The 13,262-nt window shown below is 64.7% G+C and carries 14 protein-coding genes; 8 read left to right on the top strand and 6 right to left on the bottom strand.

What is annotated here, in order from left to right:
• Positions 1-58 precede the first annotated feature (58 nt).
• Positions 59-1,321, top strand: a complete 1,263-nt coding sequence (locus KVT37_RS14275; protein ID WP_217573949.1) for a D-amino acid dehydrogenase — start codon at positions 59-61, stop codon at positions 1,319-1,321.
• Positions 1,322-1,344: 23 nt separating this feature from the next.
• Here KVT37_RS14275 and KVT37_RS14270 read toward each other — a convergent pair whose 3' ends face one another.
• Both KVT37_RS14270 and KVT37_RS14265 read right to left on the bottom strand, forming a co-directional pair.
• On the bottom strand, positions 1,345-3,501 hold the full coding sequence (locus KVT37_RS14270; RefSeq protein ID WP_217573947.1) for a phosphatidylserine/phosphatidylglycerophosphate/cardiolipin synthase family protein: 2,157 nt from the start codon (positions 3,499-3,501) through the stop codon (positions 1,345-1,347).
• Positions 3,498-3,938, bottom strand: coding sequence for a hypothetical protein (locus KVT37_RS14265; RefSeq protein WP_217573945.1), 441 nt, complete (start codon positions 3,936-3,938; stop codon positions 3,498-3,500). The genes KVT37_RS14270 and KVT37_RS14265 overlap by 4 nt, the downstream gene beginning before the upstream one ends.
• A gap of 144 nt (positions 3,939-4,082) precedes the next feature.
• Between KVT37_RS14265 and KVT37_RS14260 the strand changes: the two genes are divergently transcribed.
• Positions 4,083-4,658, top strand: coding sequence for a hypothetical protein (locus KVT37_RS14260; RefSeq protein WP_217573943.1), 576 nt, complete (start codon positions 4,083-4,085; stop codon positions 4,656-4,658).
• Here the strand turns inward: KVT37_RS14260 and KVT37_RS14255 are convergent.
• Positions 4,655-5,536, bottom strand: a complete 882-nt coding sequence (locus tag KVT37_RS14255; protein ID WP_217573941.1) for a LysR family transcriptional regulator — start codon at positions 5,534-5,536, stop codon at positions 4,655-4,657. The two genes, KVT37_RS14260 and KVT37_RS14255, sit on opposite strands and share 4 nt — an antisense overlap.
• Before the next feature lie 361 nt (positions 5,537-5,897).
• Here KVT37_RS14255 and KVT37_RS14250 point away from each other — a divergent pair, with 361 nt between their 5' ends.
• Together KVT37_RS14250 and KVT37_RS14245 are read left to right on the top strand one after the other, a co-directional pair.
• Positions 5,898-7,394 (top strand): CoA-acylating methylmalonate-semialdehyde dehydrogenase, encoded by a 1,497-nt coding sequence (locus tag KVT37_RS14250; RefSeq protein ID WP_217573939.1) that lies wholly within the window; start codon positions 5,898-5,900, stop codon positions 7,392-7,394.
• A gap of 308 nt (positions 7,395-7,702) precedes the next feature.
• Complete coding sequence (locus KVT37_RS14245) at positions 7,703-8,008, top strand: hypothetical protein (protein ID WP_217573937.1); 306 nt, start codon at positions 7,703-7,705, stop codon at positions 8,006-8,008.
• Between the two features lie 20 nt (positions 8,009-8,028).
• Here KVT37_RS14245 and KVT37_RS14240 read toward each other — a convergent pair whose 3' ends face one another.
• Positions 8,029-8,829 carry an SDR family oxidoreductase gene (locus tag KVT37_RS14240; RefSeq protein WP_217573935.1) on the bottom strand — a complete coding sequence of 267 codons (801 nt, stop codon included), beginning with the start codon at positions 8,827-8,829 and terminating at the stop codon, positions 8,029-8,031.
• Positions 8,826-9,155 carry a nuclear transport factor 2 family protein gene (locus KVT37_RS14235; protein WP_217573933.1) on the bottom strand — a complete coding sequence of 110 codons (330 nt, stop codon included), beginning with the start codon at positions 9,153-9,155 and terminating at the stop codon, positions 8,826-8,828. The genes KVT37_RS14240 and KVT37_RS14235 overlap by 4 nt, the downstream gene beginning before the upstream one ends.
• Before the next feature lie 126 nt (positions 9,156-9,281).
• On the opposite strand from KVT37_RS14235, the gene KVT37_RS14230 reads away from it, so the two are divergent.
• Together KVT37_RS14230 and KVT37_RS14225 are read left to right on the top strand one after the other, a co-directional pair.
• Positions 9,282-9,605, top strand: coding sequence for a helix-turn-helix domain-containing protein (locus tag KVT37_RS14230; protein ID WP_217574460.1), 324 nt, complete (start codon positions 9,282-9,284; stop codon positions 9,603-9,605).
• 272 nt (positions 9,606-9,877) lie between these two features.
• Positions 9,878-10,195 carry a hypothetical protein gene (locus KVT37_RS14225; protein WP_217573930.1) on the top strand — a complete coding sequence of 106 codons (318 nt, stop codon included), beginning with the start codon at positions 9,878-9,880 and terminating at the stop codon, positions 10,193-10,195.
• 26 nt (positions 10,196-10,221) lie between these two features.
• Here the strand turns inward: KVT37_RS14225 and KVT37_RS14220 are convergent, their stop codons facing one another.
• On the bottom strand, positions 10,222-10,926 hold the full coding sequence (locus tag KVT37_RS14220; RefSeq protein ID WP_254634024.1) for a GntR family transcriptional regulator: 705 nt from the start codon (positions 10,924-10,926) through the stop codon (positions 10,222-10,224).
• Between the two features lie 69 nt (positions 10,927-10,995).
• Here KVT37_RS14220 and KVT37_RS14215 point away from each other — a divergent pair, with 69 nt between their 5' ends.
• A complete protein-coding gene (locus KVT37_RS14215; RefSeq protein ID WP_217573928.1) occupies positions 10,996-11,931 on the top strand; it encodes a dihydrodipicolinate synthase family protein in 936 nt (311 codons plus the stop codon).
• Between the two features lie 13 nt (positions 11,932-11,944).
• Entirely contained in the window at positions 11,945-13,252 is a 1,308-nt protein-coding gene (locus tag KVT37_RS14210) for an FAD-binding oxidoreductase (protein ID WP_308642624.1), read from the top strand.
• Positions 13,253-13,262 lie beyond the last annotated feature (10 nt).

The raw sequence follows: 13,262 nt of genomic DNA, 5'->3' as shown, positions 1-13,262 counted from the left end.
GGCACACAGATAAAACAGCCAAAGCGCCTCGGCGCAACCGGCCTTTGAGGGAGATAGAATGAAAGTCATCGTGTTGGGCGGCGGCGTCATCGGTGTCACCACCGCCTACTTCCTTACAGAGGCCGGCCACGAAGTGACTGTTTACGACCGCCAGCCCGGGCCGGCGCTCGAGACCAGCTTCGCCAATGCCGGAGAAGTGTCACCCGGCTACGCCTCGCCCTGGGCTGGACCCGGCATCCCGGTCAAAGCCGTCAAATGGCTGCTGATGAAATACGGCCCGCTGGTGGTGCGGCCGGCCTTCGACCCGAATATGTGGACGTGGCTGCTCAAGATGCTGCGCAACTGCACCGCCGAGCGCTACGCGCTCAATAAGTCGCGCATGGTGCCGCTTGCCGAATACAGCCGCGACACGCTGAAGGCGCTGCGCGAAGCGACCGGCATCACATACGACGAACGGACCAAAGGCACGCTGCAGCTGTTCCGCAAGCAGAAGCAGCTCGACGGCACCGGCGGCGACGTCGAGGTGCTGAAGAAATACGGCGTGCCTTACGAGATCCTCGACCGCGACGGCTGTATCGGCGCCGAGCCGGCGCTTGCCGCCGTGCGCGAGAAATTCGTCGGCGGCCTCAGGCTTCCCGGCGACGAGACGGGCGACTGCAAGATGTTCACCGACAGGCTCGCCGAACTCTGCGTGGCGCGCGGCGTCACCTTCGAATACGGCTCGACCATCCGGAAAATCGTCAGGAACCGCAACCGCCTCACCAATGTGCTCACCGATACCGGATGGAAATCCGCGGACGCCTTCGTGATGGCGATGGGCAGCTATTCGGCGCAATTCATGCGCACGCTCGGGCGGCCGATTCCGGTCTATCCGGTGAAGGGCTATTCGATCACCGTGCCGATCGGCAATGCCGATGCCGCGCCTGTGTCGACCGTCATGGACGAGACCTACAAGGTGGCGATCACCAGGCTCGGCAACCGTATCCGCGTCGGCGGCACGGCGGAGATTTCAGGCTACGATCTTCGCCTGCATGAATCGCGCCGCCGCACGCTCGAACATTCGGTCGGCGATCTCTTCCCAGGCGGCGGGAACCTCAAGGCGGCGAGCTTCTGGTGCGGCTTGCGGCCGATGACGCCGGACGGGCCGCCCTTGATCGGGCTAAGCGAGGTTGCCAATCTCTACCTCAACACCGGCCACGGCACGCTCGGCTGGACCATGGCCTGCGGCTCGGCCAAGGTGCTGGCCGACATCATGTCGAACCGGGTGCCGGAGATCAACGCGCGCGATCTGAGCCCCGAGCGATACCTGAAGCCGGTCTGATAATCTTGTAGGGCGGCGTTCGCTCAAAACGCCTGCCGGACCGAGCTGTCGCTGAACAGCAGCCGGTAGGCCCAGCTGATCGTGACATTGGTGGCGACCGGGCGCGAATGGGCGAGGTAATCGTCATAGACCGGCTTCATGCGCCGGTAGAAGGCCGGATCGAGCACGACCATGCCGTTCTCACTGTCATGGAAGAAGCTGCGGTTGTTGAGGTTGACCGACGAGATGGCGACCAGCCTTTCGTCGATCATCATGATCTTGGAATGCAGCACGACATCCGGCGCCTTGAATTCGCGGATGTTGATGCGATCGCCGTATCTCTCGACGAACAGCTTGTTGAGCGCGGTCAGGAAGCGGCCGCCAATGTCGCCCTTGAGGTCGATGCGGCCGACGACGTCGATCTTCACGCCCTTGGCCAGCGCGCGGTCAAAGGCGCGGGCGATGTCGGGCGTCAGGTTGAGGTAGGGATTGACGATCTCGATATGATGCTCGGCGGTGTCGATCAGTTCGACGAAATAGGCCTCCAGCGCATGCCCGTCCTCATAGGGGACGGAAATGAAATGCCGCGCCACGCCCCGTGGGCTCCCACCGGGAACCGGGATGGAAAACGGCCGCGACAGATTGGTGTCGGCGTCGCGCAGCCAGATGGTCGACAGATGCGCGGCCAGCGTCTCGACGGTCGCCTGGTCGGCGATCTCGATGTCGAAATCGCTCCAGTTGGAATAGTAATTCAGCGAGAAGCCGTCGGTCTTGCCGTATTGCTCCAGGTCCGGATAGCGGGTCAGGTCGACCGGCTTGTGGAACAGGAAGCCGTCATGGATGTTGCGTCCGCCGATGATGACGCGCGAGCGTCCAGGCTCTTCGGCCAGCGTCGCCAGCATCTTGATGTGATGGGTCTTGTGCAGCTGTGAAATCTGCTCGTCGAGCGGCGCGCCGTGATCGGCCTGCCAGCGATATTCCTGCAGTTCGACATTGGGGAATTCGGAGGCCAGGCGGTGCAGCATGGTGTCGTCTTTCTCGCGCTCCAGCACGTCGGTCACCAGGATGCGCACCTTGGTGCCAAGTGCGGCGTGATGGCGGATCAGCCGCTCCATGACACGGCCGGAAAAATCCGCCTTGAACTCCAGCGACGACAGATAGATCAGACGGAGTTTCGGCGCGTTGGAGAAATCGAGCGGCAGTTCGGGATCGGCCTTGTCGAAGGCACTGTCCGGCAGCCTCCTGCCGAGCAAGGTTTCGACCTTGGCGTTGAAGCCGTCGCGCGACTTGCGCAGCAGGGTCGGGGATCCCAGCGACAGCGCGCAGGTCTGCGACAGCCAGCGGCTGGCATAAAAGACGCGGTCGAGCTCCTCCAGCCCCGTGGAATCGGGCACCGGGCAGCGGTCATAGCGGCTGTCGAGCCCCGCGATCCAGGGATCGGCCACCTCCTCGCGCAGCAAGGTCAGCGGTGCGCCGGCCGGCGCTACGGTCGAAGTGATGCGCAGATCGCAGCGGGTGAGCGTCTCGTCGGGAAACAGGCTGACGGAGGTTTCGGCGACCGGCAGGCCGAGATGGAACGGCGAAGCTCCGGCGACCGTAGTGGACCGGCCGGATGCGCGGATGGCCAGCGGGCCGTTGCAGGTGCCGCTGATGTCGACTGGGTATTGCCCCGCCTGGCGCAGCACGATCTCGACCGAGCGCGCCTGCAGGCCGGAGAAGCTGAAGGTCTTGGGCGCCGACGCCCGCGCCGCGGCATCGAGATAAAGCGTCTGCCGCGACATGCGCCAGCGGCCGGTGAAATGGCCTTCGCCCGCCTTGCCTTGCGCCGGCGCCAGCTCCGTCTCGCCGAGCGGCTTCGCCAGCCTTTGCAGTGCCTGGTAGGTATCGTGGAAGCCGCTGTTCTGGACGTCGCGCCAGTCGCGGCCGAAGCGGCCGGTGCCGTTGGCGCGGTCGAGCGCATCGATGCGGCTTTGGGCGAGCAGCGCCTGGAATTGTTTCTCGTAAGCGCTGTTGCCGTCGTTCGCGAAGTAATGCGCGGTGGCGATCGTGGCGCCGTTGTCCGCCGAGACGGGCGGGCGGCCGCAGGCGCCGTCGCCCGGAAAGAAGGCGCAGGCCGAATGTCCGGGCATGCCGGCGCAATTGGCCAGCGCCGCCAGCGCCGACCCAAGCAATGCTTTGGTGATGGCTGACCCGACGCTCATCCGGCCGCCCCGTTCATCGCCTTGAGCTCAGCCGGGTCGCGCGGCGGCAGGAAGCCTTGCGGAAAGATCCGGCAGACGGGAAAGGCGAAGGTGGCGATCAGCAATTCGGCCTCGTTGCGCATCTTGCGCGGCGCCGTCCTGTCGTCGCGGATCTTCCTTGCGGAAGCGACCAGAGCGCCGTCGCAGTCGCAATGATTGTGGCGGGCAATGTAGCAGGCGTCGTGGACCTGGCAGGCGGCATCGAGACGGTCGACCGGTCTTGCCGACAGATCGCCGGTGCGCGTGCCCGGACCGCAATAATTGCCGATGACGAAAGGCGATGGGCGCGCCATGGCGTAGCGGATCGGCTTCGGCAGGTCCGCTTCCGGAACCTTTGTCCAGGGATTGGCGCAGTCCGACAGAAAAAGCAGCGGCAGAATGGCAAGAACGGCTCGCATGTTTCCGCCGGTGATCCGATATTCCCTTCGCCTGCCATGGCATGGCACAGCGCTGGTGCCACACTCGCCGACTTTGTGGCAAGTGCAAGGCGGCACTCTCCACCGCTGTGCTATGGTCGGCGGCGCCTGGGGAGAACATTGCGGATGCGACTTTATCGTCTGGCCACGGCGGCGGCATGTCTGATCTCAGCCACGGCCGCGCTTGCCACGGACAAGACCGTTCACGACAAGGAGCACGTCTTCTCGCTGACCTATCCGGAGGGATGGACGAGCGAAACCAACTTCGACAATACCATACGGCTCAAGGTCAAATCCGGTGAAGGCGGGCTCACCTGCCGGGTGTCGGAAAATTCGTACGATCCGAACGCGCCGGAAAATCCGCCTGATCGCAGGGTCTTCATGGAGAAGGACTGGTCGATGAGCGACTGGCAGACCATGGTCGGCGTCGCCTATCAATCGGCCAGCTTCAGCCAGGACAGGCTGGCGCATTTCCCGGACGGCTATCCGGTGCGGATAGCCGACATGGATTTCCACTATGCCGATGAGAATGTCAGCTTCTACGGCCATTCCCGCATCGCGCTGACGTTGCGCCATTCGCATTACGGCTTCGTCGATTGCGGGATCGCGGCTGACAGCGCAGAGGAGGCCGCGCGCAAATGGGCGCCGCTGGCGGACGAAGCCGAGAAGGTGGTGAGTTCGTTCGTGCTCGACGCGGATTAGACGAAAAGACTCCGTTCCCGCTCCACCGCCTTGGTGATGAAGTTGGCGACGAGCTGGACGCGGCGCAGCGGCCGCACCGATTCATGATAGACCAGCCAGTAGGCGCGGCGGATGGGCGCGACCATGTCGACGGGCACGAGCTCCGGCATCGAGCGGGCGACGAAAGTGTGCAGGATGCCGATGCCGGCGCCAGATCGCACTGCTTCGGCCTGGCCGAGCGCCGAGGAGATGGCGAAGCTGGTGCGCCAGTCCGGGCTGAACTCGGCGGCATAGTCGAGCGAAGGGCTGACGATGAGGTCCGGCACATAGCCGATCAGCGTATGCCGGCCGAGCTCAGCCGGCGCCTTCGGCAAGCCGTTGGCCTCGGCATAGGCCCGCGAGGCAAAAAGACCGAGCGTGTAGTCGACCAGCTTGCCTGCCACCAGTCGCCCCTCGGTCGGCCGCTCGACTGTGATCGCGATATCGGCCTCGCGCCTGGACAGCGAAAAGGAGCGCGGCACCGGCACCAACTGGATGGTCAGCTCGCGGTGAAGCGCGGTGAGTTCGCCGAGCCGCTTGGCCAGGAAGGCGACGCCAAATCCGTCCGGCGCGCCGATGCGCACGGTGCCGGAGACGTCGTCACCCTCGCCGGCAATGGTCGAGCGCGCCGCGATCATGTCGCCTTCCATGCGCTCGGCTATGTCGAGGAAGCGCTCGCCGGCCGGCGTCAGCTCGCTGCCGGTGGTCAGGCGGCGGAAGAGTTTTGTGCGCAGCGCCTCCTCCAGCGCGGCGATGCGGCGCGAGACGGTCGCGTGGTTGAGCTCCAGGCGTTTCGCCGCGCCGAGGATCTGCCCGGCGCGCGCCACGGCGAGAAAGATGCGGACGTCATCCCAGTTCATGGGGATGGTCCGCGTCAATGGCGGACGCCGCGTTCCCGCCCACCCCCCTCTGTCCTGCCGGACATCTCCCCCGCAAGGGGGGAGATTGGCAGCTTCCTCGACGGCGCCTCTCCTCAAGGGTTGGCGATTGGCGAAAGCGCGCGTGACATCCGATCTCCCCCCTTGCGGGGGAGATGGCCGGCAGGCCAGAGGGGGGTGTATGCAAGCTTCGGCTCTTTTCAGCTACCCGTCATTTGCGACAATTAATGCACACTCCTGTCTGGTTGTCTATTTTTCGCACAACGGTTGCGATCTTCCTCGCGTTGCCATCGCCGCCGCAAAGGCGGACAATGGCATCATCACCAAACAAGGGAGAGAAGCCATGATCGAATACGGTCATTTCATCGGCGGCAAGCGTGTCGCCGGCACCAGCGGCCGCAAGCAGGATGTGATGCAGCCGATGGACGGTTCCGTGCGCGGCACGGTGGCGCTCGCCTCGCAGGCGGAACTACGCGCCGCGGTCGAGAACGCCAAGGCGGCGCAGCCCAAGTGGGCCGCCACCAACCCGCAGCGCCGCGTGCGCGTGCTGATGAAATTCCTCGAGCTGGTCGCCCGCGACTATGACGAACTGGCCGACATCCTGGCGCGCGAGCATGGCAAGACCATCGCCGACGCCAAGGGCGACATCCAGCGCGGCCTCGAAGTGGTCGAGGTCTGCATCGGCGCCCCGCATATGATGAAGGGCGAGTTCACCGATGGCGCCGGCCCCGGCATCGACGTCTATTCGATGCGCCAGCCGCTCGGTGTCGTCGCCGGCATCACCCCGTTCAACTTCCCGGCCATGATCCCGCTGTGGAAGATCGCGCCGGCGATCGCCTGCGGCAACGCCTTCATCCTGAAGCCGTCCGAGCGCGATCCGGGCGTGCCGATCCGCATCGCGGAGCTGTTCATCGAGGCGGGCCTCCCGGCCGGTATCCTCAACGTCGTCAACGGCGACAAGGAAGTGGTCGATGCGATCCTCGACGATCCGGACATCAAGGCCGTCGGCTTCGTCGGCTCGACGCCGATCGCCCACTACATCTATTCGCGCGGCACTGCGGCCGGCAAGCGCGTGCAGTGCTTCGGCGGCGCCAAGAACCACATGATCATCATGCCCGACGCCGACATGGACCAGACGGTCGATGCGCTCATCGGCGCCGGCTACGGCTCGGCAGGCGAACGCTGCATGGCGATCTCGGTGGCGGTCCCGGTCGGCAACGACACCGCCAACCGGCTGATGGAAAAGCTGGTGCCGCGCGTCGAAAGCCTGAAGGTCGGCCCCTCGACCGACTCCGCGGCCGATTTCGGCCCGCTGGTGACAGCGCAGGCGCTGGAACGCGTCAAGGGCTATGTCGATATCGGCGTCAAGGAAGGCGCCAAGCTCGTCGTCGACGGCCGCGGCTTCAAGATGCAGGGCTATGAGAACGGCTACTATATGGGCGGCTGCCTGTTCGACAACGTGACCGCCGACATGCGCATCTACAAAGAAGAGATCTTCGGGCCGGTGCTCTCGGTGGTGCGCGCGCCGCGCTACGAGGATGCCATCAAGCTCGCCAACGACCACGAGATGGGCAACGGCGTTGCCATCTTCACCCGCGACGGCGACGCCGCGCGTGACTTCGCCAGCCGTGTCCAGGTCGGCATGGTCGGCGTCAACGTGCCGATCCCGGTGCCGATCGCCTATTACACGTTCGGCGGCTGGAAGGCGTCATCCTTCGGCGACCTCAACCAGCATGGTCCGGATGCCTTCCGTTTCTACACCAAGACCAAGACGGTCACCTCGCGTTGGCCGTCCGGCATCAAGGATGGTGCGGAGTTCGTCATCCCGACGATGAACTGACCGGACGGTTTCTTGGTTGCACGTCCTCGCCTTCGGCTGCGGGCGTGCGGGCTGGCATCAAGGACGGCGCCGAGTTCGTCATCCCGACGATGAACTGAGTGATTACAGTCTGCGCGCTGGGCGCGTGGGCATCAGGATCGAACGCGAAAAGCCCGGCCGTTGCGCCGGGCTTTTCTTTTGCGAACTGTGTGCGCCTTCATGGAACCAGCCGCCCATCCTTGGTCTTATCAGGCATTCCTGCCATGCGAGCAGGTTGATCGAACAGCGCCGGTGCAACCGGGGTCCACGTCTGGCGCGGGAGGTGTCGGATGACACGATATCTATGGGCGACGATGATCGTCGCGGCGGGCGCGATGCCCACCGTGGCGGCTCAGGCAGAGACGGGGTCGCAATGCGCGCCGCGCGCCGATATTGTCAAGGCGCTTGGCGACAAGTACCACGAAAGCGTAGCCGGGCGCGGCCTGATCAATCCGAATGTCGTTCTGGAAATCTTCGTTTCCGATCAGGGCACATGGACCGTGGTTGCGTCCGATATCAAGGGCCAGAGTTGCGTGATGTCGGTCGGCGAGGGCTGGGACAGCCCGACGATCACTGCGGCGATACCTCGCGCTTGAATCGCTGACGGCATCGGAATTCAGACTGTCGGTATCGTACCGCCGTCGATGACGTATTCGGCGCCATGGATCGCCGATGCGCGATCTGAAACCAGGAAAGCCACCAGTTCCGCGACCTCTTGCGGCCACGCCGGCCGGCCGAACGGGATGCCGCCAAGGGCATCCATGATGCCCTGACGCGCGGTTGCCTCGTCCGAGCCGGCATGAATGGCCAGCCGCTTGACCATAGCTTCCGACGCTGTGGTGTGGATCCAACCCGGCGCCACGGTGTTGACGCGGATGCCTTTGGGACCAAGCTCCTTGGACAAGGCCTTGCTGTATGTGGAAAGCGCCGCCTTGGCGGCCGCGTAGGCAATTGTCGATTCATGCAAGGGCAGGCGGCGCTGGATCGACGACACGTGAACGATGGAGCCCGAGCCTCGCTCCACCATCTGGGGGATGAGCAAGCGGTCGAGCCTGACGGCGGCGAGCAAATTGAGGCTGAGTTCGTCGTGCCAGATCTGGTCGGACAGCGCCGCAAATCCGCCGCCGGGGCTTTTCGACCCACCCACACTGTGGACGACGATGTCGATGCCACCGAGCCCCTCGATGGCCGCTGCGGCAACTTTCTCCGCACCTTGCAAAGTGCTGATATCGGCCTGCACGAACAGCTTCGACGACGATGTGCCGCCCACCGAGCGAGCGGTCGTCGCAACAATCGCGCCCGCCGCCGCTAGCCTATGAACGATGGCTTCACCGGCACCCTTGGTGCCGCCGGTGACCAGGACGCGCTTGCCCGCGAGTTCCTGGCTATCGACCGCAAATTTCTGCTGCACGGTCATGCGCCGATCTCCAGCTTCTCGATTCGGTCGCCGGCCAGCGTGAAATTGTAGTGGAGCGTCGCCGGGCTGCCGGGAAAATTGCCCGAGACGATGCCCGCGACCCGCCATGCATCGCCATTGGCCGTTACGTCGGCGATTTCGACCGTCACCCGGTATTTGCGCGTTGTCGTTTCCATCCAAGCCCGGATAGCGGCCGGTCCGCGATGTATCTCGCCTTCGTCCCGGACCGTGGCGTCCGGCGAGAAGGGGACCAGCATGCCGTCGATGTCGCGACGGTTCTTGGCAGCAAAATAGCTCGTCAGCGACCGGGGAAGTTCTTTGGCCATGGCTTGTCTCCGTGGGTTGCCACCGCCCGTCGCGGCGCTTGTCCGGTCTCTAAAATGAGATATGCTGTGGAAATGACAAGAACCGACGAAAAAGTAAGGTACTTACCTGAAAGTAAGGTGGAACCGCTGACGCCGTCTTCCGCGGCGAGCGGCGTCGAGAATGTACTGCGCATCCTCGAAGGCCGGTGGAAGCTGGTGATCCTGTTTCATCTGTTCGGCGGCAAGGTGCTGCGCTTCTCCGACCTCGAGCGGGCCATTCCCGCGATCTCGCAAAAGATGCTGATCCAGCAACTCAGGCAGATGGAAGCCGACGGCATCGTGCGCCGCATCGTCCATCACCAGGTGCCGCCGAAGGTCGAATACTGCCTGACCGACTGGGGCCAGGCCCTGTGTCCCGCGCTCGATGCCCTGTTGAAGTGGGCGGCTCGGAAGGAGCCTGCCGAAGGCTGATCTATCGCGTCACCGCGCTTGGCTGCGGGACGGCGACACGCGCCGCGAAGGGGTTGTCGGCGGCGATAGTCAGCGCGCTTCATAGAGCGCCTTGTTTGCGACGCGAAGCTTCACCATATCGAATCCAGGGAGTCATGATCTCCCTAAGGACAGACCGGAAACCACAAGGAGTGACGTGATGAAGACGTCGAATCCGGCCTGGAGCCTTCCGGCACACTGAGGCGGCCGAATGTGCCTCCCTTGCCGGAATGCGAAGGCGAAGGAGGTGCCCCATGGCACGCGAATTTTCATTTCGATGGATCAAGCTGGCGGCGCTAGGCGTCGCGATGGCGTTGCCGATATTGCCGGCGCAGGCGCAAGTCGTCTGCGGCGGCCACGACCTTCTGGTCACGCGGCTGGCAGCGGCATTCGAGGAGAAGCGGCTCGGCTACGGTGTGGCCGGACAAGTCGCCATCTTCGAGGTGTTCGTCTCGCCAAGCGGAACCTGGACCATGGTGATGACCGACGTTAAGGGCCAGAGCTGCATCCTGGCTGCGGGCGACGGATGGGAAGACACGCTGGCCACCGCGGTCAGACAGCCGGGCGGCTGAAACGCCTTAAGCAGGCGCTGCCCTGCTCAACGCGTCGCGGCCACTTCGGCGTGGCCGCGCAGCAGCGCCATCAGTTTCTTGGCGTCCTTGGCGGCGGCTTCCTCGTCGCCGTCGAGGATGGAACGGATCAGCGCCACATGGTGTTCGGCCGATTCCGCAAGCCCGGTGTCGGCCTTGTAGCGATACCAGAAGCGGCGGCTGTGCGTCTGCAAGGGGGCGGCCACGCGCGCCGCGAAGGGATTGTCGGCGGCAATGGCGAGCGCTTCGTCGAGCGCCTTGTCGGCCTGGATGAAGGCAAGCACGTTGCCGGAGATCACCGCCTTCTGCATCGCCAAGGCCGCTTCGTGGAACAGGTCGGCGGCCTCGCGGGTGACGAAGCGGGCGGCCGAACGGGCGAGCACCACCTCGATGCCGCGCCGTGCGTCGAGCACCCGCAGCCAGTCGCCGGCGTGAAGCGGCGCGACCGCGATGCCCGCGCGGGGCCTTATGTCGAGAAGGCCTTCCCAGGCCAGCCGCTGGATTGCCTCGCGCACTGGGGTGCGTCCGAGACCCAGGCGATCGATCAGAGCGCCCTCGGTGACGAAGCTCGACGGCGCCAGCTCGAGCGTGACGATCATGTGCTCCAATGCGCGATAGGCCTTGGTCGCCGCCGGCTCGAAGGCGGCGTTCGTCTCAGCGGATATCAGTGGGGAGATCAATGACGGGCTCCTGATATATTTTTCATATATCATAATTGATTCAGCGTTGACAGGCCAACCCTTAATAGATATATGAGTGATATATCAGAGGAGAGACAAGCCATGTGGACCGGAGTTTTCCCAGCCGTCACGACCAAATTCACCGCCGACGACCGCCTCGACCATGCCGAGATGGAGCGCTGCTACGCCCTGCAGATGGAGGCCGGCTGCGACGGCATCATCGTCTGCGGATCGCTCGGCGAAGGCCCGATGCTGTCGCATGATGAGAAGATCGAAGTGCTGAAGGCGGCGCAGAAGGTCGCCGGCAAGAAGCCGGTGCTTTTAACCGTCAACGAGCCTGGCACTCGCGAGGCCGTAAGCATCGCCAGGCGCGCCGCCAAGGAAGGCGCCGACGGCCTGATGGTGGTGCCGAGCCCGATCTACCACACCAACCCGCAAGAGACGGTCGCCGCCCTCCGCGCGGTGGCTGAAGCCGCCGACCTGCCGGTGATGATCTACTCCAACCGGCTTGCCTACCGCGTCGACGTCACCGTCGAGCTGATGGAGGAGCTGGCGTCCGACAAGCGCTTCGTCGCCATCAAGGAATCGTCCGACGACATCCGCCGCTCGACCGAGATCATCAACCGCTTCGGCGACCGTTACGATCTCTTCACCGGCGTCGACAACCTGGCCTTCGAGGCGCTGTCGATGGGGGCCATCGGCTGGGTCGCAGGTCTGGTCACCGCCTTCCCGCGCGAGACCGTCGCCATCTATCAGCTGATGCAGCAGGGCCGCCGCGAGGAGGCGCTCGCAATCTACCGCTGGTTCCGGCCCTTGCTCGACCTCGATGTCTCGACCTATCTGGTCCAAAACATCAAGCTTGCCGAAGTGCTGGCGATCGGTACGAATGACCGCGTGCGCATGCCGCGCCAGCCGCTGTCGGGCGAACGCCGCAAGGCGGTCGAGAAGATCGTGCGGGATGCGCTGGCGGTGCGGCCGAAGCTGCCGTCGCTCCAGACGCCTGCTCGATTGGCGGACAAGATGGTGGCAGCCGAATAAGGACAGCCTTCACGTGCAGGAAAATTCCGAGGAGGGGCGCCGCCCCTCATCCGCCCTTCGGGCAGCTTCTCCCCTTGAACGGGGGGAAGCGGAAGACATCGCCATCATCGGTGGCGGCATCATCGGCATCTGCGCCGCGGCCCTGCTGTCCGAGGCAGGGCGCAGCGTCACCGTGTTTGACCGGACCGGCATCTGCGAGGAGACGAGCTCCGGCAATGCCGCCGCCTTCGCCTTCTCCGACGTGTTGCCGCTGGCGCATAAGGGGATGATCCGGCAATTGCCGAAATGGCTTGCCGATCCGCTCGGACCGCTGGCCATTCCGCCGGCCTATCTGCCGAAACTCCTGCCCTGGCTGATCCGCTTCTGGCGGGCCGGCGCGGCCAAGCACTATGAGACCAGCCTGGCGACGCAGGCCGGCATGATGAAGCTTGCCGAGGCCGAGTGGATGGGCCTGCTCGACCGCTCCGGCACGCGGCCGATGCTGCGCGAGGACGGCTCGCTGGAATTCTACGAGAGCGAGGCCGAGTTCCGCGCCGCGCTGCCAGGCTGGGCGGAGCGTCAGCGTTTCGGCATCAGCTTCCGCCATGTCGAGGGCGAGGAGATGGCGGCACTGCAGCCGGGCCTAGCGCCGCGCTTCGTCAAAGGCACGTTCGTGCCGGGCTGGAAGACGGTCGCCGATCCGAAGCTGCTCGGCAAGGCGGTCTGGGCCTATGCGGAAAGACGCGGCGCCCGTTTCGAACGTGCGCGGGTCGAGCGCCTAGAAGCGGACGCAACCGGCGCCACGATCGTCCTGGCCGACGGCACGAGGCGCACGGCGAAGAAGCTCCTGATCGCCGCGGGAGCCTGGTCGCATCTCCTGGCAAAAAATCTCGGCGACCGCATCCCGCTCGAAACCGAGCGCGGCTACAATACCACACTGCCGAAGTCGGCCTTCGACGTGAAGCGGCAATTGATCTTTTCCGGGCACGGCTTCGTCATCACGCCGCTGGAAACCGGCCTGCGCGTCGGCGGCGCCGTCGAGCTCGGCGGCATCGAGCGGCCGCCCAATTTCGCGCGTTCGAAGGCGATGCTGGAGAAAGCGAAACGTTTCCTGCCCGGTCTCGATCCGTCCGGCGGCCGCGAGTGGATGGGCTATCGCCCGTCGCTGCCGGATTCTCTGCCGGTGATCGGTGCGGCGCGCGCGCCGAATGTCTATTATGCTTTCGGCCACGGCCATCTCGGCCTGACCCAGTCGGCGGCGACCGGACGCTTGATCCGCGATCTCGTTCTCGGGCAGACTCCGCCGCTCGATCTTACCCCGTTCCGCCCGCAGCGCTTCTAAAACCAAGAGA

Origin of the sequence: Mesorhizobium sp. GbtcB19 (assembly GCF_019091085.1) — a bacterium.
In the GTDB taxonomy this organism is placed as follows: Bacteria; Pseudomonadota; Alphaproteobacteria; order Rhizobiales; family Rhizobiaceae; genus Mesorhizobium.
This window is presented reverse-complemented; position numbering and strand designations above follow the sequence as displayed.